Here is a 24,091-nt window from a genome sequence, read left to right as displayed (position 1 = left end):
TTTGTATACGAAAAAACCAGTGAAGTTAACGTCACTGGTTTTAATTAATTTATTGTAAAACTTGTCAACCTTTTTTAGGACAACTCATAATGTAAACTAATTTATTAGTCTTCTTTTTTAAATTCAGCCATTTTACGACCTTCTTTTTCACCAATTGCATCATTCATAACTGGAGTTGCAATGAATAAAGATGAATAAGTTCCTACTAAAATACCTACTAAGATAGCAAATACGAATCCTCTAATTGTTTCTCCACCAAAGATAAAAATTGCAACTAATACAACTAAAGTTGTAGCAGACGTATTGATTGTTCTACTTAATGTAGTATTTAATGCTTTGTTCACTAATCCTTTGAAATCAGGTGATGAATTGTAATCTAAGAATTCACGAACTCTATCAAATACAATTACAGTATCATTCAACGAATATCCAATTACTGTTAAGATAGCCGCAATAAACGCTTGGTCAATCTCCATGTTGAAAGGTAAAATAGTGTAGAAGAAAGAGAAAATTCCTAATACAATAATTACGTCATGTGCAACTGCCACAACCGCAGCAAAACCAAACTGCCATCTACGGAAAGTTATCATTAAGTAAATAAATACTACTAACAATGAACCTAAAACCGCCCATAAAGAGTTTGTTTTGATATCTTTTGAAATAGTACCAGTTACTTTAGCAGATGACAAAATTCCGATTTGTTTTCCTTCATATAAGTTAGCAAACTTATCGTAAGTTAAATCTGCAGGCAAATGTTTCTTTAAACCATCATATAATTTTTGGTTTACTTCTTTATCAATTCCTTCACCTTCTTCTTCAATTTTATACTTAGTAGTAATTTTTAACTGATTGTTACCACCATAAATCTTAGCTTCAGCACTTCCAAAAACAGCTACTAAATCTGCTGCAACTTCTGGAGCAGAAACTGCTTTATCGAAACGCACTTGATATGTTCTACCTCCTACGAAATCCACACCTTGATTTAATCCTTTAGTTGCTAAAGAGAAAATACTTAATGCAATTAAAATTCCTGAAACCACATAAGCAATTTTCTTTTTCCCTAAGAAATCAATATTTAAATTTTTAAACCAATTTTTAGTTAATGAAGTTGAGTATGTTAATTTTTCATTTCTGCTTAAACTCCAATCTAAGAACATTCTTGTTACAAAAACAGCAGTAATTACAGAAGTGAAAATTCCAATCAATAACGTTGTAGCAAAACCTTGAATAGGTCCTGTACCAAACACTAATAAGATAATTGCAGTAATTGCAGTTGTAACGTTTGCATCAATAATAGAAGACATAGCTCCTTTCCATGTGAAAGCATAGTCAGTAGCCTCTTGAACCGATTTACCGTTATTCAATTCTTCTTTAGCTCTTTCAAAGATGATTACGTTAGCATCTACCGCCATACCGATCGTTAATACGATACCTGCAATACCTGGTAATGTTAATACAGCACCAAAACTTGCTAATGTTCCAAATATGAATAAAATGTTAACTAATAAAGCTAAGTTAGCATAAAAACCTGATTTACCATAGTAAACCACCATCCATAATAACACTAATGAGAAACCAATGATAAATGATAAGAAACCATTATCAATTGCTTCTTGACCTAATGATGGTCCAACAACTTCTGATTGAACAATTTCTGCAGCAGCTGGTAATTTACCCGCTCTTAAGATGTTTGCTAAATCTTTAGTTTCTTCAATTGTGAAGTTACCAGAAATTTCTGATTGACCTCCAGTAATAGCTCCTTTACTTACACCTGGTGCAGAGTAAACAATATTATCTAAAACAATTGCAATAGCATTTCCTTGTTGCGAAACTGCTCCTGTAATTTGTTCCCATTTTCTTGATCCGTTACCATTCATTTGCATAGAAACGGCAGGTTTACCTAATTGATCAAAAGTATCTTTTGCATCAACAATTACACCACCACTTAAAGGAGCAACATTATCTCTTGTTCCTTTTAATGCATATAAATCTGTAATATCTGGATTTTTCTCATTTGTTTTACCCCAAGCAAATCTAATATTTGTTAAATTAGCAGGTAATAATGCTTTAATGTCGGCTCTTTTAAAATATCCGTTGATTGCTGCAGTATCTTTAGTAGCAAAAGTTCCAATATGTGGAGCACCTTGCTGACCTGGAGCTAACATCTTACCTAAGAAAGGACTATTTTTAGCTGCAGTAGTATCAACTTTATCAGTTAATAATGAATCGATACCAGAAGTTTTAACAGGAGCATCTTTAACAGCTACTTCAGTTTTCTTTAATGCGTCTTCAACAGCTATTAAATATTGTCCAACTTCTTCAATTTTATACGTTTCCCAAAACTCTAATTGAGCGGTACTTTGTAATAATTTTTTAATACGATCTACATCTTTAGCTCCTGGTAATTCTACTAAGATTCTACCAGAATTTCCTAACAATTGAATATTAGGCTGAGTTACACCAAATTTATCGATACGCTCTCTTAATACTTTAAAAGCACTTTCTACAGATTCTTGAACTTTTTGTTTGATAATTGGCTCAACTTGTTTGTTGGTCATATCAAATTTGATAACTTCATCTAAGTTTCTGTTTCCAAAAACATCAGCAGCAGCTAATTTTAAATTACTAGAATTTGCCACTTCAAAAAAAGCATCAATATAATCTTGATTTCCTTTTTGATTTGTTTTTGCATCAGCAAGCGCTTTGTTGAAAGCTGGATTTTTAGAATCATTAGCCAATCCTTTTAAAACATCTTTAACCGAAATCTGAAGGATTACGTTCAATCCTCCTTCTAAGTCAAGACCTTTGTTGATTTGGTTATTAGTAACGTCTTTGTAAGTATGTCCTAAGTATACTTCTTCTTTCCCTATAGAATCTAAATAGCGTAATTCTTTAGCCGTATCTCCTTTTGCAAATGCTTTTGCATCAGAAACAATACTATTCGCTACGAAAGTAAAAGAAAGCTGGTATACACATACCAAAGCAAAGATAATTGCGAAAAATTTAATAAGTCCTCTATTCTGCATTATTCTAAAATTTATTTATTCTATTTTATAAAAACGGACAAATATATAATTTACAATAGGATTAAGCAATTTTATTTTGGATTAAAATACCCTTTTTATGCAAGTTTAATCATAAAACGCTATTATAACCTAATAATGAAAGACTTGCAACTAAAAAAAGTATTTCACATTCCTTTATTTATTGTTGAAAACTTATTAATTTAAAGCAAAAATCTCTTTTTTAAAGCTTATTTAAAAATAGTAAAAACAAAAAAAAACTGCCAATTTCTTGACAGTTTTTCAATTCTATTTTAATACAAAATTACAATACTGATTTCAAATCGGCATTCATGTTACGAACTGCATCTGCACTTTTAGTAAATAACGCTTTTTCAGCATCATTTAATTGTACATCAACGATTTTCTCTATACCATTTTTACCAATAATACATGGAACTCCCATACAAATATCTTCTTGTCCGTACTCACCTTCTAAGAAAACTGAACATGGAATCATACGCTTTTGATCGTTTAAAATACTGTCTACTAAATACGCTACAGAAGCTCCTGGTGCATACCAAGCAGAAGTTCCCAATAAACCTGTTAAAGTAGCACCACCCACCATAGTATCAGCAGCAACTTTGTCTAACTCGGCTTGAGATAAGAAATTAGAAACTGGAACACCATTATAAGATGCTAAACGAGTTAAAGGAATCATAGTTGTATCACCATGACCACCAATTACCATACCTTGAACATCATTAGCTGGTTTGTCTAATGCTTTTGATAAGAAATATTTGAAACGTGAGCTATCTAAAGCGCCACCCATTCCAATTACTCTGTGTTTAGGTAATCCTGTTGCTTTTAATGTTAAATAGGTCATTGTATCCATTGGATTTGACACTACTACAATAATTGCATTTGGCGAATGCGTTAATACGTTATCAGCAACCGATTTAACGATTCCAGCGTTTATTCCGATTAATTCTTCACGAGTCATTCCTGGTTTTCTTGGAATTCCAGATGTAATAACTACTACATCACTTCCTGCTGTTTTCGAATAATCTCCTGTTGTTCCGCTTAATTGTGTATTGAACACAGTTGTTGTAGCGCATTGCATAATATCCATCGCTTTACCCTCTGCAAAACCTTCTTTGATGTCTACCAATACTACTTCGCTTGCGATTCCTCTGTACGAAATAACATCTGCACATGTTGCACCCACGTTACCCGCACCTACTATTGTTACTTTCATTTTGTTGTGTATATTAAAAATTATTAAATTAAAATTGATATTGAACTCCAACGTTTGCGTTGACAAATTTACCAAAAGCAATTGAACTTTGAAGATAAATTTTACTAATTTGATATCTACCCGATATCTCTCCTAAAACATTTGTTTTATCTTTTGCAATTCGCTCTAAAAGTCCGTTAATCAAACTTTGAATTGGAATAACATCTTCTATAGAACCTTTTTTACCACTTACTATATATTCAAAAGAACTATGATTAACAATAAAATTGGTCATCAATTCAAAACGCTCAAATTCTTTAGAAGCACTCAATTGAAAATGAAAAGTATCTACTAAACCATTCAAATTATTAATTCCAAGATTACCATAAGCAGTATTAATATCTAAAAAATCAAAACTGATATCTTCTTTTGAATAGATAGCTGCCGCTGCAAAATGGATATTTTTAGCTTCCACTTTTGGAAAATATTGACTAAAATTATGCTTTAATCCGAAACCATACACTTGATAATCTCCTTTTTTTAGCTTGGTTTTTGTAGAATATCTAGCAATGAATTCAAATCCGTAGGGTAATTCAATTCCGCCTTGCAAATAAGGATAAACTACTAACTCTTGGTTAATTCCTTCTGGAGTTTTGAAACGCACTTCTTCGCCTCCTAATTCCCCTACTAAATACACCTGAGTATCATCACCTAAAGCAGTTGGAACTATAGCTGAAGTTGCTCCTTCTATTTCGAAAAACTGAAAATCAGAATTTTGAATTTGAAAGGTTCTATCAGCTTTTGGAACGAAGAAAACATTGGTATGCAATCCTAAAATCACATCCCATTTTTTTCTCTTTTTAGGCGACATTACCCAAGCCGACGACGCTTGATAAACCGCAGCATCTGTAGCAGGAACTATATATTGCTCTGAATACAAAAGGGCATCTGAAAGCAGATACCCTATTTGTTCTAAATCTGTAGCCGATTGTCCCTTAACTTTTTGTGTAAAAAAGAAAGCAGCAAACAATCCTATTATTATGCCCGATTTACGCATCAATTTTTGCGTAAGAAGCATTTTTCTCGATAAATTCTCTACGAGGTGGCACTTCATCACCCATTAACATTGAAAAAACTCTATCAGCCTCTGCTAAACTATCAATAGTTACTTGTCTGAATGTTCTATTTTCTGGATTCAAAGTGGTTTCCCATAATTGCTCAGCATTCATTTCTCCAAGACCTTTATAGCGTTGAATAGCAGCACTTCCTCCCATTCTTTCGTTAGCTACATCACGTTGAACATCATTCCAAGCATACTCTTTTTTGTTTCCTTTTTTAACTAAATACAAAGGTGGAGCCGCAATATATACGTGTCCTTTTTCAATAAGTTCTTTCATATAACGGAAAAAGAACGTTAAAATTAAGGTAGAAATGTGAGAACCATCGACATCGGCATCACACATAATCACTACTTTGTGGTATCGTAATTTTTCTAAATTTAATGCTTTTGAATCTTCAGCCGTTCCGATTGTAACTCCCAATGCGGTAAAAATATTTCGAATTTCTTCGTTTTCAAATACTTTATGTTGCATTGCTTTTTCTACATTCAAAATCTTACCTCGTAAAGGTAAAATTGCTTGAAAAAATCGGTCACGACCTTGTTTAGCTGTTCCGCCTGCCGAATCACCCTCGACAAGGAAAATTTCGCATTTTGCTGGATCTTGTTCAGAACAATCTGATAATTTACCTGGTAATCCTCCGCCACCCATTACGGTTTTACGTTGTACCATTTCACGTGCTTTTTTAGCAGCGTGACGGGCTTGAGCAGCCAAAATTACTTTTTGAACAATGATTTTAGCATCATTTGGATTTTCTTCCAAATAATTTTCTAACATTTCAGAAACCGCCTGAGAAACTGGAGAAACTACTTCTCTATTCCCTAACTTAGTTTTGGTTTGACCTTCGAACTGTGGCTCTTGCACTTTTACCGAAATAATAGCTGTTAAACCCTCACGGAAGTCATCTCCAGAAATTTCAAACTTTAATTTATCTAACAATCCAGAAGCATCAGCATATTTTTTCAACGTACGAGTTAATCCCATACGGAAACCTTGCAAATGTGTTCCTCCTTCGTGTGTATTGATATTATTTACATAAGAGAAAATATTCTCTGTATAACTTGTATTGTAAATTAAAGCAACCTCAACTGGAATTTCACTTTTTTCATGTTCCATGCTAATTACATGAGAAATGATTGGCTCGCGATTTCCATCTAAAAACTTAACGAATTCTTTTAAACCTTCTTTTGAATGGAATGTTTCAACTGGTTGAGAACCATCATCCGCTAAATGTCTTTTATCAGTTAACGTGATCGTAATTCCTTTATTCAAGAAAGAAAGTTCACGCAAACGAGCTGCTAAAGTATCGTAAGAATATTCTAAAGTTTGGGTAAAAATGGTAGCATCTGGTTTAAAAGTAACCATGGTACCTCTCTTATCTGTAGTTCCAATTTGTTTAACTGGATACATAGCTTTACCTCTTTCGTATTCTTGCTCATAAATTTTACCTTCACGATAAACCGTAGCACGTAAATGATCAGAAAGCGCGTTCACACACGAAACCCCAACACCATGCAAACCTCCAGAAACTTTATATGAATCTTTATCGAACTTACCTCCAGCACCAATTTTAGTCATTACCACCTCAAGTGCAGAAACGCCTTCTTTTTTGTGTAAATCAACTGGAATACCACGACCGTTATCTTCAACTGTAATCGAATTATCTTCATTAATTGCAACATAAATAGTATCACAATGTCCTGCTAAAGCCTCATCGATTGAGTTATCTACAACTTCATAAACTAAATGGTGTAATCCACGAACTCCAGTATCTCCAATATACATGGATGGACGCATTCTTACGTGCTCCATTCCTTCTAATGCCTGAATACTGTCTGCCGAGTAACTACCTTTTTTATTTTCTTCACTCATAATATTTGTGCTAAATAAAGTATTTTTTATATCAACAAATATAACTAATTAGATAAAAAGAAGAAATAAAAACCACCTTAACTCGATACTAAGTTATTAACATTTGTTAATTTCAAATAAAAGTGGCTTAAATCGAATAAAAATAGCCTTATTTTGGATTTTTGATAGTTTTTTGAATTTTGCAAAACAGATATAAACAAGAAAACCTCTTTAAAATCAAATTAAAGAGGTTTTTCAAAACAACAAAATCAAAACTATATCAAATCAAAATTATATTTTCTCCATTTCTGCTGAAATCGACACATCTGCCTTAACGTGAGCAGCATTTGCTCTTCCGCTTGGATCTTGGTTATCTTGCCATTTTGGAATCCATTTACGAACCGTTTGCGCTGCACTATCTTGTGGAAAATGCTTATGGAAAATAGTTCTGTAAAAGAATGCTTCTTTTGTAACTGGCGTATTGTATGGAAATAATATTTTTGCTTTTGCAAATTGTTCATCAGTAACTTGACTTGAGCAATATTCGATTAAAGTATCAATCCAGTTATACCCTACTCCATCTGAAAATTGTTCTTTTTGGCGCCATAAAATTTCTTCAGGCAAAAAGGGTCTTTCGGGTGTATCGAATGCTTTTCGTAAAATATATTTTTCAATTCCGTTATAGGTTTTTGGCATTTTTTCTTCAGGTTGAATTTTAATCGCCAAATCCAAAAATGCTTTATCTAAAAACGGAACTCTCGCTTCTAATCCATGTGCCATGGTTGATTTATCGGCACGAAGCAAATCGGCGGTAAATAATTTTTGAACGCGTTCGATGGTTTCTTTTTGGAAATCTAATACTGATGGCGCATTTCTGAAGTACAAATAACCTCCGAAAATTTCATCAGCACCTTCGCCTGACAACACCATTTTGATTCCTTTTTCCGTAATAGCTTTCGACAAGAAATACATAGGTGTACTAGCACGAATTGACGTTACATCATAGGTTTCCAAATGCCAAATTAATTTATCTAAAATCTCGATTCCTTGCTCGACCGTGAAATGAATTTCGTGATGCGTAGTTCCAATAAAATCCGCCACTTTTTTTGCTGCTACTAAATCAGGAGCAGAAGCATCTAATCCGATTGAGAAAGAATGTAATTCTTGTCCGCTTTCTTCTAACAATCTTGAAGTAATTGAAGCAATTAACGATGAATCTAATCCACCAGAAAGTAAAACTCCAAAAGGCACATCACACATTAATCGTTTTTCAACCGCTTGAGTTAATGTTTCATTTAAAGCTTGTAAATCTAGTTTTTCAACTGCTTTTTCGTGTGCTTCCCATTCTGGTTTGTAGTATTTTACGAAACCTGTTTTTTCCGTATAATAATGTCCTGGAGGAAAAGTGGAAAATGATTTACATTGGTCGGTAATAGCTTTCATTTCGGAAGCAAAATACAAGCGACCTCTTTCGTCCATTCCGTAATACAAAGGTTTTACTCCAAGTGGGTCGCGAGCCACGATGTAATCATCGACATCGATAACTACTAATGCGAAAATTCCGTCTAACATATCGCAGAAATCGTATCCAAATTCTTCATACAAATGCACGATAACTTCTGAATCGGATGAAGTTCTGAACGTGTGATGTTTTAAAGTCGTTTCTCTTAATTTTTTGTGATTGTATATTTCGCCATTATGTACCATCCAAGCGGAATCGGTTCCTTGAATGGGTTGTTTTCCTGTGTGCAAATCGACAATTGATAAACGTTCGTGTGCCAAAATGTGACCTTTATCCGTTACATGAATATCACTTTCATCTGGACCACGATGGCTCATTCTTTTTGATAATTGTTGCACTAAAGCTTCTTCTTTTCCTTTTCCTATAATGGCTAATATTCCGCACATAACTTTTTAGTTTAATCGTTGAAATGTTTAATTGTGTAAGTGAGATTATACATTCACTTAATTTGATGAAGCAAAATTGATTAATTAAGTTTTAATAATAAACCTATAAACAAATTTTAGTTATAACTTAAAACTAAAAATTGATTTTTTAATTATATTTTAAATCGTAAAGACTGTTTTACGTTTGTTTTGGTTACAAATCATAAAAAAACCACTCAAGTAAGTGGCGTTTGTTTTATTCGATGGATTTAATTTGGAATCGATTGGTATTGATCATAACCTCATCTCCGAGACTTTTTCCCATTAATTGACTTCCTAATGGCGATTGTGGTGAAACGGCAATAATCGTCTTATTTTCGAGTTGGATTTTTGGCAAAGCAGCGCTGATGTAAAACAACATTTCATTGGTTTGAACTAAACTTCCCAAAGCAACTTTATTATGAATTACATCTGCATCAATTTTATCAACGCTATTCTTATGACCGATGATTTCCGCTAATTTTTGATTGAGTTTTTCTTGCTCTAAATGCATCATGGATAAAGCGGTTTCATGCTTATCACCAGCCGAACCTTTCGCATCGTTTTGCGCATCTTGAGCCAAATCAGAAATCATAAAACGAAATTCGTTTATTTTTTCTGATAATTGGTTTTGGTATTGGGATTTTATTTTTTGTTTGAATGTCATGGTGAATGTTTAACCACAAAGGGCACAAAGGAGGCGCTAAGAACACAAAAAGACTTTGTGAACCTTGTGTAAACCTTTGTGAGCTTTGTGGTTAAGTATATTAGAAATCAAATTTATAATTCGCACCTAACAACACCTGAATACCTTGCACTGGGAAATTTGCCCAACGGTTGTATTGTTGATTGGCTAAGTTATTTCCTTTTAAGAAAGCGGTTAATCTTGCGTTGTATTTGTAGCCTATATGAGCGTTTAAATCGAAATAGCTATCTAAAGTTACTTCAGTTGTTGTGAAAGTTCCTGGATTAATCGTTAAATCATCTTGAACAGAAATTAAATCTTTTCTTTCGCCTACAAAAAACACATTCGCTCCAGCATACCATTTTTCGTTAATATCAAAATCTACGGTTGAACCAATTTTTAATTGTGGTAAGTTCCATGCTTCCGCTTGTGAATCGGTTGAGTAATTATTGTAGGTTCCGTTGATTCCGAAAGTTACATTTTTAGAGAAATCGGCTTTCAATTCTCCGAAAATACTTAGCGTATTTAAATCGTCATACACTACTCCGAATGAATTACCGTAAGCATAACCTTCTGTATTCCCGTAAGCAGGATTATACTCGTTGCTAACAAAAAGTGCTTTGTCGTCTTGATTTAAATAAGATGCACGAACATTAAAAGCAACTGAATTTGCTAATTTACCTTTCATTCCAACATAAATATCATACTTATTATCTGTTGGAGCAACAAACAAAGTAGGCGATACGAAAGCATTTTGATCTACGAAATCAGCATACGAATTTTGCTCTAAATCACCTTCTGCTCCAGCGTAAGCGACTAAAATATCACCTACTAATTTATAAGATGCTTTGATGTTTGGATAAACGAAGATTTTTCCATCACTTTCTCCATTGATTTTTGTAGTAGCATAATATACTCCAGCTCCAATTTGAACCGATAAATCATCTTGTTGGTACAAAATACTTGGCTTAGTTCCCGCGATAATAGTGCTGTATTTTAATTCCGAATCTACATCGTACATTCTTTCAAAACTTCCACCTACATAATCTACTACGAAATCTGCTTTTATTTTTTGATTCATCACATCGAAATCGAAATTTGGTTTGATAAAAAAACGATTTTCTCCCGAATCCAATCCATCAGAAAAACGTTTGAATTGCATACTCGCATCTTTAAAGAAACTATCATTGAAACTCATTTTTCCGCCAAGTGCAATCGTATTATACGTTTGTTTTGAATCGATTCCTGCAATCGTTGGGTCATCAAAGAAAATAGTTTCTGTTGGTAAGCCATACCAATTGTAAATTTGGTTTTTCACGCCTAAATCTACATTCCAACTCATATCGCGTTCACGAAGTCCGTAAGTTACATCTAAACTGGTGTTGTAGAATTTATCATCTAAAACCAAGTCTTTAATTCCACCTTGAGATGATAAATGACGTAACATTCCACCTACATAATTGCTTCGGCTTAAGTTTTGCGTAATGAATAATTCGGCGTTGATGGTTGGATAATTTCCAAAACCTAAGGTTGCGTAATTGTTGTATAATTTTTCTTTTTCGGTTTTATCTACTCCTGCTGCTTTTCCTTTTGCTGGCGTAAATGTTGATGCTACCGGAAACGAGAAAATATTGTATTGAATTACTTCTTTTTGCTGATTGTCTTCATCGTCTAACAATGGCGTTTCTTTAACCTTAAAAGCATCTGAAATGGTTGGCGTATAAGGCTTCACAATGTTTACCACTTCCGAACCAATGTTTTCATCTTTTACTTGAGCAAAAGAAAATTGGATTCCGAATACGACTAAAACTAAGGCGATTATATTTAATTTCTTCATGTTCTATATTTTTAAATGAGATACTGAAACAAATTCAGTATGACAATGAAATATGATTATTAGTTTGTGATTGATGAATTACGTTTTGCTTCTTCTCCTTTGATGAAATCCAATTCTTTTTGAGCTTCTTCGATTACATCTGTATATTCTTTGAAGTTTTCAATTACACTTTCTAAAATGTAAGTCGCTTGAAAACTATCTTTTAATCCGTAGAAGTTTTTTGCCATAATTACCAAACTCTTCGCTCCAAAATATTTATATCCTGAATAATCTTGAGCAATTTTTTGCACTACTACATTTGATGGTTCAAACTTGCCTTCTTTGTTTTTGAAATACGCATCGTAATACAAAGCTTCGGCAGCTAATTCACCTTTTGCAATTTTTTGAAGTTTTGCATATGCATCTTTTGCTTTCGCTTCATCATTGGTTTTTATTGCTGAACGCGCTACGATAATTTGGGCATCACTTTTAATCCTATCATCGATTTTGTCGTTTTTCAATACTTTATCAGCATATACAACGGCATTAGTGAAATCTTGTTTTTCGTAATACGATTTCATTAAATTAGATTGTGCATATGTAGTATTTTGAGGAAACTCTGCTTCTGTTTCTAAACGTTCTAAAACTGGAATGGCACTATCGTAATTTTTAGCTTTCAAATGAACTTGACACAAACGCGCTAATGCTTGTTCAGTGAATTCATTTCTTGGTTTAGAAACTACAAACTCGTAATGTTTTACCGAATTTGATTCTAAGTTATCTGCAAAATACAATTGCGCTAAGTAGAAATTCGCTTTCAAAGCATGTAATCCGTTTGGAAATTTACTCACATAACTTGAGAATCCTGAAATAGCTTGCTTGCTGTTGTTTTGTAAATATTGTTTTTCAGCCGATTCGTAGGTATCATTATCTAAATCAGCATCAGAAACTTCAATAAATGAGAGTGTTTTTACCCAATCAGCATATTCATCCACTTGACCTTTATCTACATAAATCAAACGAGCTGTTGAAACGGCTTCGATAGATTCTGGTGAATTTGGATATTCGGCAACCACTTTTTTAAATTTCGTTAAAGCTAAATCTTCTTTGCTTGAGTTATAGTAGATCAAACCTTGTTTTAAAATCGCTTTTGCTACATAAGAACTCGATTTATAACCATTGATTAATCTATCGTAAGTTGCAATTCCTTTGTCGTTCTGATTTTGATTTACGTAAGTATTTCCTAACTCATACAATGCATCATCCGCATATTGAGAAGTAGGATAGGTTTTAACAAATTTCTCTAAATCTTCAATTTTACGATCTGGTTTACTTACAAATCCGTAGCTAATTCCTTTTTGGAACGCTGCATAATCAGCATCAACACTTTTCATGTCGATAGCTTTGTTGTACGCATCCATCGCTGGCCAATATTTTGCTGCCATGAAATTACAATCACCCAAACGCAAATACGCATCGGTTAAACGAATTTTATCCTCTTTTACCGATTTGGTATACGAATCGAAATATTGAATCGCATTTTCATATTCTTTTAACTTGAAATACGAATACGCTAAGTTGTAATTTGCATTTGCGTATTCTGGAGTATTTGAAGCTTCGGCTGAATTTAAAAACTGTTTGAAACTCAATTTTGCTTCTTCAAATTGGTCTAAATTATATTCGGTTTCCGCTTTCCAAAAAGTGGCTCTTGCGGTGAATTTTGCATCTTTATTTTCTGCTATTGATTTTTTGAATAACGAATAAGCTCCTTTGTAATCCCCATCGGTATATAATTCTAAACCTCGGTAAAACGTTACTTTTTGATACGCTAATTTGTTTTCTGGAGATTTGTTTTTTTCCAATAAAACCAACGCTTCTTTATAATTTTTTGACGTGATGTACGAACTAATCAACAATGTGTTAATCTCTGATTTATATGGCGTGTTTGGATATTTAGCCACGTAAGCATTTAAAACTTCTGGAACCGATTGATATGGATTTCCGATTTCGTAACTCAATTTCGCATAATTCAAATAGGCATCTTCTTGAATTTTTAAATCAAATTCCATTTCCGAAGCTGTTTTGAAAGCGTTTAAAGCTTGTTGCTTTTTATCGGTTTTTAAATAACTTTCTGCTAAATGATAGTAAGCATTTTGTGCCACGCCATCATTTCCATCAATTATTTTATTGAATTGCGAAATCGCGTTTTCGTAATCTTTTTGTTGGTAGTACGTGTAACCTAATTGATAAAAATCAGTATTGTTCCATTTTCCTTTTTTTCCATTATAAGCCAGTAAATACGGAAGCGCTTTATCGTATTGCTTTAAATTGAAATAACTTTCTCCAATGATTTTCGACAATTCACTTTTTTCTTCACCTTTTGATTTTGGCATTTGTTCTACACCTAAATCGATGGCTTTTTGGAAATTCCCAAGCTTAAAATTCATATCCGCTTGAAAATATCCCATTTTTTCTTTGTACTTGTCTTGGTCTGAAACTTGTTCGAAGTATTGATTTGCACTTTTATAATCGTCGGTTTCATAAGACATATACCCTAAATAGTATTTCGCTTGACTTCCAAAAGTCTTAGAATTTACAACTTGATTGAAGTATTTTGTAGCTTCTTTTGTATTTTTCGCTGTAAAATAGGCATATCCTTTTTGGAAATTGAATTTTTCTCTTTCAGCTTGTGACATATTGTTTGAATCGGCTTTATCAAACCATTCTAATGATTTTGGATAATTTCCTTGATCAAAATAATAATGCGCCACCTCAATATAGGCTTGATTCGTTTTGGTACTCGTTGGATAATCCTCAACAAAACTTTCTACCAAAACGTCTGCTCCCATTTGGTCTAAACGAATAGCGCAATTAGCCATATAGTAAGCACAATCCGATTCTACTTCCACATTATCGGTTTTCGACTTTACTTTATCAAACAAAATTTGAGCTGCTTGATATTGTTTGTCTTTGTATAATTCAACTGCTCTATTGAATTCGGTTAATTCGTGCGTATAAACAGATGATTGTTGGGCGAAAAGTGTTCCTGAAAAGAAAACTACTAAAAAAGAGAGTTTTAAATACTTTATCATTTGATGCGTTATTTATAAGTTCCAAATATAAGGCTTATTCAAAGTATTAACGAATGAAATTAACATATTATTGCACTACTTTTGAACATAGTTTTTAACTACAACTAATATTTTTAGTCGAATTTGGGCTAAAATTTTGAAACCGAACCATAAGTTATTACTTTTACATTTTAAAACTCATACCAACTATGTCACAAGAAGTTCTATCTTTAAAAAATGCAACCATTTATCAAGATAAAAACCCAGTGTTAATCGATGTAAATATTGAAGTTAAAAATGGCGAATTTATTTATTTAATTGGTAGAACAGGCTCTGGAAAAAGTAGTTTCTTAAAAACGCTTTATGCTGATTTATCATTAACAGATGGACAAGGAAGTGTTGTAAATTATGACTTAGCCACATTAAAAGAAAAAGACATTCCTTATCTAAGAAGAAAGTTAGGTGTGGTTTTTCAAGATTTTAAATTATTACCTGACCGCAGTGTAAAAGAAAATCTTTTATTTGTTTTAAAAGCAACTGGTTGGTCAGAAAAAGCTGAAATGGATTTAAAAATTGAAGAAGTTTTAGATAAAGTAGGCATGAAAGGATTTGCTAATAAAATGCCACACCAACTTTCTGGTGGAGAACAGCAACGCGTGGGAATCGCAAGAGCTTTATTAAATGACCCAGAAATCATTTTAGCCGATGAACCAACAGGAAATCTTGACCCACAAACAAGTGTAGAAGTGATGGAAGTACTTCGTAAAATTAACGCTAACGGAAAAACCATTTTAATGGCAACTCACGATTATGCATTAGTTTTAAAATACCCTTCAAAAACGTTAAAATTTGAAGGTGGAAAAATGTTTGAAGTTGTTCAAAGAACGGTGTAAATGCTATCGATTTTAATTCCCACATACAACTACAATGTTTATCCATTAGTTACGGAATTAAAAAATCAGGCCGATGCATTAAGTATTGCTTATGAAATTTTAGTTCAAGATGATGCAAGTAAAACTTTTTTAAATGAAAACACCGAAATCAATCTTTTACAACATTGCTCCTACACATTAAATCATGAGAATTTAGGCCGAGGAAACAACATCAATTTACTAAATAATCGAGCGCAATTTCAATATGTGCTTATTATGGAAGCCGATGCTTTTCCTGAAAAAAAAACCTATTTGCAAAATGTAATTGCTTCGATTAATCTAGAAACGCAGGTATTATTTGGTGGCGTAACTTATCCGAATAAAAAACCTGAAAAAGACAAATTACTTCGTTGGAAATATGGTAATGAACGCGAAAGTATTCCGTTATCGGAACGATTAAAAAATCCTTATCATTTTGTTTTTACTTGGAATTTACTTCTCAAAAAAGAAATTCTTTCAAAACATCATTTTCCTTATAACGTAAAAGATTATGGATATGAAGATGTGGTTTTTATCAAACAATTGAAAGAAAATAACATTCCTATTCAACATATTAAAAACAGATTAGTTCATTTTAATACGGAAACAAGTTTAACTTTTATTGAAAAAACTGAAAAAGCAGTTACTACTTTATATCAGCTAATTGTAGATAAAAAACTAAAACTATCAGACACCAAAATAGGAAAAACATATAGTATCATTAAGTTTTGGCAATTAGATAATGTGATTCGTTTCTTTTTTAAAAAAATTTCAAAAAAAATGATTGCTAACCTAACCTCATCTAATCCAAGTTTGATTGTATTAGATTTATACAAATTAGGTTACTTTTGTTTACTCAATCAAAAAAAGCATGTATAATTCGTTAAAGAATAGTCTAACCCCATTTATTCCTAAAAAGTTGCTTTTTAGAATAGAACCTATTTTACGAAAATGTTATGCAGTTTTTAAAAGAGGAAACCATCACGAATGTATAATTTGCGATTTCAAAGCTTCAGATTGGGTACATTTACCAAATCACGACTTACTTTGTCCCAATTGTGGAAGTCTTACCAGAGATAGACGTTTATGGCAAATTTTAAAAGAGCAATACATTAAAACTAATATTCACGTTTTAGACTTCTCGCCTTCTCGAACTTTATTTCGAAAATGGAAAAAAGAAAAAAACGTAAACCATATTGCTTCTGATTTATCGGGTGATTTTATTACTGATGTTACTTACGATATCACTAAAATTCCGGAAAAAGAAAATACATTTGATTTGATTGTTTGCTATCATATTTTAGAACACGTTATTGAAGATGTAAAAGCGATGAGTGAATTACATCGTGTTTTAAAACCAACTGGAACTGTGGTCATTCAAACGCCTTTTAAAGAAGGTGACATTTATGAAAATTACACTATTACTTCCGAAGCTGAGCGATTATTGCACTTTGGTCAAGAAGATCATGTGAGAATTTATTCAGTAGATGGTTTAAAAAAACGATTAGAAAGTGTAGGATTCACTGTTTCTGTAAAAGAATTTGAAAAAGACGCTTATTTAGGTTTTTTCGACAAGGAAATTATTCTTTTTGCAACCAAATAAACATGCCAAAAATATCTGTTATCATACCGCTTTATAACAAAGGTTTCATCATTTCAGAAACCTTAAAATCTGTATTGGCTCAAACTTTTACCGATTTTGAAGTAGTAATTGTAAACGATGGTTCTACAGATAATAGTTTTGAAATTGTTTCTCAATTTTCAGATGAACGAATCAAATTATTTGAACAACAAAACAAAGGCGCAGCTGCTGCTCGTAATTTAGGAATTGAAAAAGCTACAGGAGAATTAATTGCATTTTTAGATGCAGATGATTATTGGTATCCTAATCATTTAGAAGAATTATATAAACTCTACATTGATTTTCCAAATTGTGGTATTTATTGTAATCGTTACCAAATAAAAACCACTTCAAAGTATTTTCAAAAACCTATATTTAACGGAATTGACAAAAATTTCAGAGGAATTATCTCGAATTACTTTTATTCAAATAAACCTTTTAGAATCACATGGACATCTGCAATAATGATTGAAAAATCAACATTACAAAAATTTGGAGGATTCAATGAAAATGTTTCTAATGGACAAGATTTAGAGTTGTGGACAAAAATTGGAATTTCAAGTCCTATTGCAATTTCTAATAAGTCGACAGCACTCTATTATTTTAATACTCCAAACAGTCTTACTAAAAGAAAAATAAATCAAATGAAGTTAATGGACTTTTCACAATTTGAAAAGGCAGAACAAAAGGATAGTTATTTGAAAGAATTTCTAGATTTACATCGGTTTTTTTATGCTATTCATTATAAATCAATTGGTGATAAAGAGAATGCTTTGTTTTACTATACACAAATAGCTCCAAAAAACTTAACCTTAACCAATAAACTGCTTTTTGTATTACCCAGTTTTGTTTTACAACTACTTTATAAAATCAAACGTATTTTAAAAAAGGTTGGAATAGAATTTTCTACTTATAATTGATTAAGTTTTTTATAAATTCCAAAAATAGCATCATTCTCATTGGTTTCTCTAACAAAAGAAGCTTCTTCATCAAGAATATATCGAATCAATTTTTTAGTTTCGGGTTTGTTATTTACGAAATGATGCGCAATATTTTTAAACAAAGGCTGAATAATAGTCCAACCTAATTTGGTTTCCTCTACTATTTCAAAATTTTCATGCAAAGCTTTTTGCAAATTTTCAGAATCTGGTGCTTCAGAAGGATCAACTAAAAACATTCTTAAAATTCCTGGACGATATGCTTTTCTTTTTATCCAATTTGTATTTGGAAGTATTCTATAACTTTCTGGTAAATTTGATAAAATCTGATTTATTTTTTTTAATTGAGAAGGTCTCCATTGCAATCGGTTTGGTCCGCAATATTCAAATACTACTACAATACCATCCTTTGATAGCAATGGATTAATATTATTTTTTAAAAATGATTTTAATTTTTCAAAATGATGCAAACTTGAATCAAATAAAATGACATCAAATTTTTGGTTTTGAAAATTCATTTTAGTGAAATCACCTGCTAAATAATCAATCTTTAGATGCTCACTCTCGGCAAAACTAATTGCATTTTTAATACTTTCTGATGAAATATCAATTCCTATAATTTTAGAAAAATGAAATTGTTTTGCAAAATTTCTCTCATGTAATCCTTCTCCACAACCAATAGAAAGTAATGTAAGTTTTGAAGTTGGATTTAAATACTTTTTAGCAACATATTCCTCATAAGTAACATTCAAATTTCCAGAAATTTTATAATCCCAATCTGCTTTTACTTCAGGAATTACCCAAAAATCAGATTCTGTATGAAAGCTATCCCACTTAGATGCTACCCTATTTTGATTTGAAAACTTGAATAGTTTTCTCATTAAAAAAGAAAATCCTTTCTGCTTTAATTTTAAATAGACATCTATGAAATCACCGAAAGTTATCAATGGAAAAAAATTAAGATTTAGTAACTAAAAACTCCGAAAACTCTCTTATATAATCTTCTTCTGAAAACACATCAGAAGCAATAACCAAACAAACAGCTCCAGAAGAAAAGTTTTTCAATTCACGCCAAATTCCATTCGTAATTAAAAGACCTTGAAATGGTTTGTTTAATGTGACTGTTTTTTGTTGATTTCCATCATTTAAAATAACATCAAAACTACCCGATAAAGCAACTAAAAATTCTTGTTGCTCTTTGTGAGAATGTCCACCGCGCTCAGCACCACTTGGTACATCGTACAAATAATAAACGCGTTCAATTTCAAAAGGAATAACATTATTTTCAATCACAGAGAGATTACCTCGTGGATCTTCGATTTTTGGAATATTTAGTAATTTACAATCTTGTATGGTTGACATATGCTCGTTTTCCTTTTAAGGATTGGTTTAACATTTTAAAAATTTCTCTAAACCTCACTTTTCGATGTTTTAAATCGAAAAATAATTTCAAAGCTATCCAAAATAAATACATTTTACCATATATTTTGTAAAAAACTGCACTATGAATAAAGTATTGCATAGAAACCGCAGTTCTCTGACTTGTAGAAACATGCGCATGCGCTACTAAAACTTCAGGGAAAAAACCAATATTTAGTCCTTTTTTTACTGCTTCTGCCACAAAAATAGCTTCTTCACCCATTGCAAAATTAGTTCCTAAGCCAAAATTCTCATCAAACTTCAAATTTACACGATTAATACTTTCTCTTTTAAAAACCAATTCTACTGAAGAGGTATTTAAGATTTCAAATTGTGATAATTTTTCTTCAAAATGTTTAGGATATTTTTTCGCATAATTGCCTTTACCATTTAAAAACTCAAAACGAAAACCATCATGTTTGCTATCAGAATTAAAAGCTTTTAGTATATGTGCTTCAAATCCTGACTGAAAAACAACATCGTCATCTGTAAAAATTAGAAGTGATTTTGTTGCCAATTCAATTGCTAAATTTCTACTTTTAGTTAGTCCTGTATTAAAAGAATTAACCACTTTTACATTCTCTAAATTAGATATTAATTGTTTGTCTTGAGATGTTTGGTTAATAATAAGGAAATCAAAATTAGAAAAATCAGAAAACACAAACATAGCATCCAAAAAATCAAAATTACTTCGATTCATGGTTGCTATTAAAATTTGAATATCTGATTTTTGATACATATTTAGCAATTGTACTATATTTACACAAATATAGTGATTAGTGATTAGTGATTAGTGACTAGATTTAGAATTATTTATGAAAATACTTTTAATTGGAGAATACAGCAGATTACATAATTCCTTAAAAGAAGGATTGGTAGCACTTAGTCACGAAGTAACGATTATAGGTTGTGGTGATAAATTCAAGCAATTCCCTGTTGATTATTCGATATACGCCAGAATTTGTCATGAAAATAAAATTGCGAATTTTCTATTTAAAAGTATTCGGAAAGTTATTGGTTTAGATTTTGAAAAAATCGAAAAAGCGATTCGTTTTTATTTAATCTTGCCAAAATTAAATAGCTATCATCATGTGCAATTGATTAATTCTGATGCGTTAGAAACGTATCCCATTTTATCACGTTTTTTATATAAAAAGTTGTTCAAAAAAATCAAAAGCCGAAGTTTATTAATTTGTGGTGATGAAGTTCCTGTCGTGGATTATTGGTTTCAAAACGAACTAAAATATTCGGTTTTAAATCCTTATTTTGAAGACAATTCTTTGGAAAATCAATTTCAATTTCCTTTAAAATATCGAAAAGAAAATTATCGAAAAACATTTGATTGGTTGAAAGAAAACTGTCAAAAACTAATCACATCTGATTTAGATTATGAAATTCCGATGCAAAAAATGGGATTTCAAACTACGTTTATTCCTAATCCTATAAATATTGATACAATTGCTTTTAAAAATTTAGAAATTGAGGATAAAGTTATAATTTTCTTAGGTATAAATAGATTAAGTTACATCAAAAAAGGAATCAACTATTTCGAAAAAGCTTTGGAAATTATCCAAAAAAAATATACTGATAAAATCGAAATTATTGTAACAGAAAATATTCCGTATAACAAATATATATCGAAGTATAACAAAACTCATATTTTGTTAGATCAAGTGTTTGCATACGATCAAGGATATAATGCATTAGAAGCTATGACTAAAGGAAAAGTGGTTTTTACAGGTGCTGAAACCGAATTTTTAAATCAGTATCAATTGCAAGAGGACGAAGTTTGTATTAATGCATTGCCGGATGAAAATGAAATTGCAACAAAACTTTCCTATTTAATTGAACATCCTGATAAAATGATTGAAATCTCAAAAAGTGCTCGAAACTTTATTGAAAAAGAGCACAACTATAAAATTATTGCAGCCAAATATTTAACTTGTTGGGAAGTTTAACATTGGATTTTAAAAACAAAAGAACTGAAATTATCATTATAAATTCAAACGGATAACTAAAACGATTATTAGTTCCATAAGTGACTAACCCTTGTAAAATAGACGCCGAAAACACTATTGATGACAATAAAAACTCTAAAACTAATTTTCTGTTTTTTACGAATTGCACCAATTGAAAGCAAAAAACAAAAATAAATCCAACTTTAATCAACACTATCAGAACCGATTGTAAATGCCAGATTCCAAATAACAACTTATTGATATATTTAAAATTAAACCCTTCGTACCTCCAATTTATAGTGGGTTTCCAAAAATCAAACCAAGATTTAGTGATGATTTGTTTGAAATAGGCTATTGGGTTTTCTTTTATAGTTGCTTTGGCAAATTTTCCAAGTTCGACTGAAAATTGAGGCAAACTTAGATTGTATTTATCGTATGCTCCATCTTCATAAGCATACCAAATAGCCATAGCAACATCGCGATTTTCTCTAATAGATTTTTCGCGATAAGCTACATAAGGTTTTGAAATCCAATCGAATTCTTTAGGAGCACCTTCGGCAAAATAAACACAATTTTGAGCTAAATACAATCCTGAAATTCCAGAAGAAGAAAATTGACCAATGTTGATTTTATTTACGTAAGACCAACCCAAAAAAGAAAGCATAGGAAAAAGTAAAATAACCAATCCTTTTCGTAAAATTGTATTAAAATTTAATCGATTTAAAACCAACCAAAAAAGTAGTAAAAACGGTATGAAAATATAGAATGATTTAATTAAAGCTAAATAACCTAAGATAAATCCTATTAGAAAATCATGCTTTAAATTTTGATCTTGAAAAGACTTTTTTGACAACAAATAAATCAATGCACTCATAAAAAAAAGAACAAATGTTTCCACTAAAATACAGGTTTCAAAAAAGAAAACATTTAAAAAACAACTAATAAAAAGTGCAATCATTAAACTATTCTTTTTCGAAAAATCAAAATGAACTAGTGTTTTGTATTGAAAAACAGAAGTTATAATCCCTAATCCAAACTGCATAAATATTACAGCATATAAATTAGAATTCACAAACGAAATCAATAATGGATATCCTGGTGAACGTAATCCGTTATAATTTGATAAATCGAATTTGGAAAGTCTTTGAGTTAAGTCGAGATATCCTTCAGAATCAGGAAAAATAGTTACACTTGTATAAAATACAAAAAACAAAATAAAACGAAATGAAGCTTCAATTGAAATCAGTATTTTAAGATTTTTCGACATAGAATAACTTTCTAAAGTATATTAACAAAACAAAAAAATACAAAATATAAGTAATTGCATAGGCCATAACGGCACCTTCACTTCCTAACTTTGGGATAAGTAAATAACTCGAAAAAAATAAAATCACAAATGAAATAATTTCAGTGACAAAATAGCCTTTTATCATTTTTTTTGCATAAAACCGAATTCCTAAGATTAAAGATAATGCTCTGAAAAAATCACCTAAAAGTTGCCATACAAACAATTCAGAAACCAAGGTAAACTCGTTTGTTAATAAAACCTGAATTACAAAGTTTCTTAAAAAATAAATTAAAACTAATCCTAAACCAAAAATTGGGATTATACCTTTGTAAAATGCAAATGTTAGTTTTCTTTCCTTATCTAAGGATTTCGCTTTTGTTAGTTCTGGCAAAAAATAAAACGTTATTAAAGTCGTAATAAACATCATGTAAAACCCAGATATTCGTTGCATCGCCTCAAAATGACCTGCTGCGTCTAATGACACTTCTCTACTTAATAAATTCCTAATGAAAATATAAATAATTGGACTCAAAACTGCTGAAAAAAGTGTCATTAATCCCAATGGAAGTAAATGTTTTATACTCCTAAAATCAATTTTTCTGTTTAATAAAATTAGTTGAAAAGAAAAATGTTGGACAAAATAATATCCCGAAAATAAAAATTGAAATACCGACAATACTGAAATTGATATCAATGCTCCATTAATACCATATTTCCAAATTAAGGACAAAGAAATAAGCAACCCAGCAACGTAACTATATACTGAAATTGCAGTTACCTTTTTGTATTCACTAAAACCATTCAAGATTGCAACAAAAAACAAATGCAGCACTTGAAAAGGAATTACAAAAGCAATAAAATTTAGTATAAAATGATAATCAGAAGCTGAACCAAAAATTTGTTTTCCAAAAAATCCGTTTCCAAGGAAAACTAACAAACTTAGAGCTAAAGATAAAATGAAAAAAATCCAAAATAAAGAAGCTACCCAATTGTTTAATTGCTCTTTATTCTCTTGGTTTTTAGCGCAGTTTTGAACTATCCCATTTTGTAAACCTAAAATGCCAACATTTTCAATTGTAGAGGTGAAACTTCTCAAATTTCCCATCAAAGCCATTCCTGAAGGTCCAATGAAATATGCAATAGCTTTTGAAGAAACAAAACCTGTAATGATGCGAATTAAAATACTAATGCTATTTAAAGAAGTAACTTTAAATAGCTTGTTTTGAATTATTTTTTTTAAAATATTCAAA

General features: G+C 31.3%; 18 protein-coding genes. 5 read left to right on the top strand and 13 right to left on the bottom strand.

Annotation, left to right across the window (positions count from 1 at the left end):
• Nucleotides 1–104: 104 nt before the first annotated feature.
• From secDF to GFJ94_RS07785, 8 genes are all read right to left on the bottom strand, one after another.
• A complete protein-coding gene (gene secDF, locus GFJ94_RS07820; protein ID WP_153200995.1) occupies nucleotides 105–3,026 on the bottom strand; it encodes a protein translocase subunit SecDF in 2,922 nt (973 codons plus the stop codon).
• A 301-nt stretch (nucleotides 3,027–3,327) separates the two neighbouring features.
• Nucleotides 3,328–4,260: a malate dehydrogenase gene (mdh, locus tag GFJ94_RS07815; protein ID WP_153200994.1), complete on the bottom strand. Its 933-nt coding sequence runs from the start codon at nucleotides 4,258–4,260 to the stop codon at nucleotides 3,328–3,330.
• Between the two features lie 28 nt (nucleotides 4,261–4,288).
• Nucleotides 4,289–5,317, bottom strand: coding sequence for a DUF6588 family protein (locus tag GFJ94_RS07810; protein WP_238989445.1), 1,029 nt, complete (start codon nucleotides 5,315–5,317; stop codon nucleotides 4,289–4,291).
• Nucleotides 5,289–7,229: a DNA topoisomerase (ATP-hydrolyzing) subunit B gene (gene gyrB, locus GFJ94_RS07805; protein ID WP_133610054.1), complete on the bottom strand. Its 1,941-nt coding sequence runs from the start codon at nucleotides 7,227–7,229 to the stop codon at nucleotides 5,289–5,291. Before gyrB ends, GFJ94_RS07810 begins: the two co-directional genes overlap by 29 nt.
• Before the next feature lie 270 nt (nucleotides 7,230–7,499).
• A complete protein-coding gene (asnB, locus tag GFJ94_RS07800) occupies nucleotides 7,500–9,116 on the bottom strand; it encodes an asparagine synthase B (protein WP_153200993.1) in 1,617 nt (538 codons plus the stop codon).
• 235 nt (nucleotides 9,117–9,351) lie between these two features.
• Complete coding sequence (locus tag GFJ94_RS07795) at nucleotides 9,352–9,801, bottom strand: GreA/GreB family elongation factor (protein ID WP_153200992.1); 450 nt, start codon at nucleotides 9,799–9,801, stop codon at nucleotides 9,352–9,354.
• A 100-nt stretch (nucleotides 9,802–9,901) separates the two neighbouring features.
• Nucleotides 9,902–11,656 (bottom strand): TonB-dependent receptor, encoded by a 1,755-nt coding sequence (locus GFJ94_RS07790; protein WP_153200991.1) that lies wholly within the window; start codon nucleotides 11,654–11,656, stop codon nucleotides 9,902–9,904.
• A 59-nt stretch (nucleotides 11,657–11,715) separates the two neighbouring features.
• On the bottom strand, nucleotides 11,716–14,727 hold the full coding sequence (locus GFJ94_RS07785; protein WP_153200990.1) for a tetratricopeptide repeat protein: 3,012 nt from the start codon (nucleotides 14,725–14,727) through the stop codon (nucleotides 11,716–11,718).
• Nucleotides 14,728–14,915: 188 nt separating this feature from the next.
• Here GFJ94_RS07785 and GFJ94_RS07780 point away from each other — a divergent pair, with 188 nt between their 5' ends.
• Genes GFJ94_RS07780 through GFJ94_RS07765 form a run of 4 tightly spaced genes read left to right on the top strand, consistent with a single transcriptional unit; the run spans nucleotide 14,916 to nucleotide 18,158 of the window.
• Complete coding sequence (locus tag GFJ94_RS07780; protein ID WP_153200989.1) at nucleotides 14,916–15,599, top strand: cell division ATP-binding protein FtsE; 684 nt, start codon at nucleotides 14,916–14,918, stop codon at nucleotides 15,597–15,599.
• Complete coding sequence (locus tag GFJ94_RS07775) at nucleotides 15,600–16,496, top strand: glycosyltransferase (protein ID WP_153200988.1); 897 nt, start codon at nucleotides 15,600–15,602, stop codon at nucleotides 16,494–16,496.
• On the top strand, nucleotides 16,489–17,220 hold the full coding sequence (locus GFJ94_RS07770) for a bifunctional 2-polyprenyl-6-hydroxyphenol methylase/3-demethylubiquinol 3-O-methyltransferase UbiG (protein ID WP_153200987.1): 732 nt from the start codon (nucleotides 16,489–16,491) through the stop codon (nucleotides 17,218–17,220). The genes GFJ94_RS07775 and GFJ94_RS07770 overlap by 8 nt, the downstream gene beginning before the upstream one ends.
• A gap of 2 nt (nucleotides 17,221–17,222) precedes the next feature.
• Nucleotides 17,223–18,158 (top strand): glycosyltransferase family 2 protein, encoded by a 936-nt coding sequence (locus GFJ94_RS07765; RefSeq protein WP_153200986.1) that lies wholly within the window; start codon nucleotides 17,223–17,225, stop codon nucleotides 18,156–18,158.
• On the opposite strand, the gene GFJ94_RS07760 is transcribed toward GFJ94_RS07765, so the two are convergent.
• The 3 genes from GFJ94_RS07760 to GFJ94_RS07750 all read right to left on the bottom strand — a co-directional run bounded on the left by GFJ94_RS07760 (nucleotide 18,149) and on the right by GFJ94_RS07750 (nucleotide 20,334).
• Nucleotides 18,149–19,057, bottom strand: coding sequence for a class I SAM-dependent methyltransferase (locus GFJ94_RS07760; RefSeq protein ID WP_153200985.1), 909 nt, complete (start codon nucleotides 19,055–19,057; stop codon nucleotides 18,149–18,151). The two genes, GFJ94_RS07765 and GFJ94_RS07760, sit on opposite strands and share 10 nt — an antisense overlap.
• Nucleotides 19,058–19,133: 76 nt before the next feature.
• A complete protein-coding gene (locus GFJ94_RS07755) occupies nucleotides 19,134–19,538 on the bottom strand; it encodes an FdtA/QdtA family cupin domain-containing protein (RefSeq protein ID WP_153200984.1) in 405 nt (134 codons plus the stop codon).
• Nucleotides 19,516–20,334: a glycosyltransferase family 2 protein gene (locus tag GFJ94_RS07750; protein ID WP_153200982.1), complete on the bottom strand. Its 819-nt coding sequence runs from the start codon at nucleotides 20,332–20,334 to the stop codon at nucleotides 19,516–19,518. Before GFJ94_RS07750 ends, GFJ94_RS07755 begins: the two co-directional genes overlap by 23 nt.
• Nucleotides 20,335–20,410: 76 nt before the next feature.
• Here GFJ94_RS07750 and GFJ94_RS07745 point away from each other — a divergent pair, with 76 nt between their 5' ends.
• A complete protein-coding gene (locus GFJ94_RS07745) occupies nucleotides 20,411–21,553 on the top strand; it encodes a glycosyltransferase (protein ID WP_153200980.1) in 1,143 nt (380 codons plus the stop codon).
• On the opposite strand, the gene GFJ94_RS07740 is transcribed toward GFJ94_RS07745, so the two are convergent.
• On the bottom strand, nucleotides 21,516–22,820 hold the full coding sequence (locus GFJ94_RS07740) for a hypothetical protein (protein ID WP_153200979.1): 1,305 nt from the start codon (nucleotides 22,818–22,820) through the stop codon (nucleotides 21,516–21,518). The two genes, GFJ94_RS07745 and GFJ94_RS07740, sit on opposite strands and share 38 nt — an antisense overlap.
• A complete protein-coding gene (locus tag GFJ94_RS07735) occupies nucleotides 22,804–24,090 on the bottom strand; it encodes an O-antigen translocase (RefSeq protein WP_153200977.1) in 1,287 nt (428 codons plus the stop codon). The genes GFJ94_RS07740 and GFJ94_RS07735 overlap by 17 nt, the downstream gene beginning before the upstream one ends.
• Between the last annotated feature and the right edge of the window lies 1 nt (nucleotide 24,091).

Source organism: Flavobacterium sp. LMO8, assembly GCF_009495755.1.
GTDB lineage: Bacteria > Bacteroidota > Bacteroidia > Flavobacteriales > Flavobacteriaceae > Flavobacterium.
This window is presented reverse-complemented; position numbering and strand designations above follow the sequence as displayed.

Bases quoted from the DNA above. Each gene is read 5' to 3' on its own strand.
- secDF (WP_153200995.1), bottom strand. From the start codon at position 3,026: ATGCAGAATAGAGGACTTATTAAATTTTTCGCAATTATCTTTGCTTTG.
- mdh (WP_153200994.1), bottom strand. From the start codon at position 4,260: ATGAAAGTAACAATAGTAGGTGCGGGTAACGTGGGTGCAACATGTGCA.
- GFJ94_RS07810 (WP_238989445.1), bottom strand. From the start codon at position 5,317: ATGCTTCTTACGCAAAAATTGATGCGTAAATCGGGCATAATAATAGGA.
- gyrB (WP_133610054.1), bottom strand. From the start codon at position 7,229: ATGAGTGAAGAAAATAAAAAAGGTAGTTACTCGGCAGACAGTATTCAG.
- asnB (WP_153200993.1), bottom strand. From the start codon at position 9,116: ATGTGCGGAATATTAGCCATTATAGGAAAAGGAAAAGAAGAAGCTTTA.
- GFJ94_RS07795 (WP_153200992.1), bottom strand. From the start codon at position 9,801: ATGACATTCAAACAAAAAATAAAATCCCAATACCAAAACCAATTATCA.
- GFJ94_RS07790 (WP_153200991.1), bottom strand. From the start codon at position 11,656: ATGAAGAAATTAAATATAATCGCCTTAGTTTTAGTCGTATTCGGAATC.
- GFJ94_RS07785 (WP_153200990.1), bottom strand. From the start codon at position 14,727: ATGATAAAGTATTTAAAACTCTCTTTTTTAGTAGTTTTCTTTTCAGGA.
- GFJ94_RS07780 (WP_153200989.1), top strand. From the start codon at position 14,916: ATGTCACAAGAAGTTCTATCTTTAAAAAATGCAACCATTTATCAAGAT.
- GFJ94_RS07775 (WP_153200988.1), top strand. From the start codon at position 15,600: ATGCTATCGATTTTAATTCCCACATACAACTACAATGTTTATCCATTA.
- GFJ94_RS07770 (WP_153200987.1), top strand. From the start codon at position 16,489: ATGTATAATTCGTTAAAGAATAGTCTAACCCCATTTATTCCTAAAAAG.
- GFJ94_RS07765 (WP_153200986.1), top strand. From the start codon at position 17,223: ATGCCAAAAATATCTGTTATCATACCGCTTTATAACAAAGGTTTCATC.
- GFJ94_RS07760 (WP_153200985.1), bottom strand. From the start codon at position 19,057: ATGAGAAAACTATTCAAGTTTTCAAATCAAAATAGGGTAGCATCTAAG.
- GFJ94_RS07755 (WP_153200984.1), bottom strand. From the start codon at position 19,538: ATGTCAACCATACAAGATTGTAAATTACTAAATATTCCAAAAATCGAA.
- GFJ94_RS07750 (WP_153200982.1), bottom strand. From the start codon at position 20,334: ATGTATCAAAAATCAGATATTCAAATTTTAATAGCAACCATGAATCGA.
- GFJ94_RS07745 (WP_153200980.1), top strand. From the start codon at position 20,411: ATGAAAATACTTTTAATTGGAGAATACAGCAGATTACATAATTCCTTA.
- GFJ94_RS07740 (WP_153200979.1), bottom strand. From the start codon at position 22,820: ATGTCGAAAAATCTTAAAATACTGATTTCAATTGAAGCTTCATTTCGT.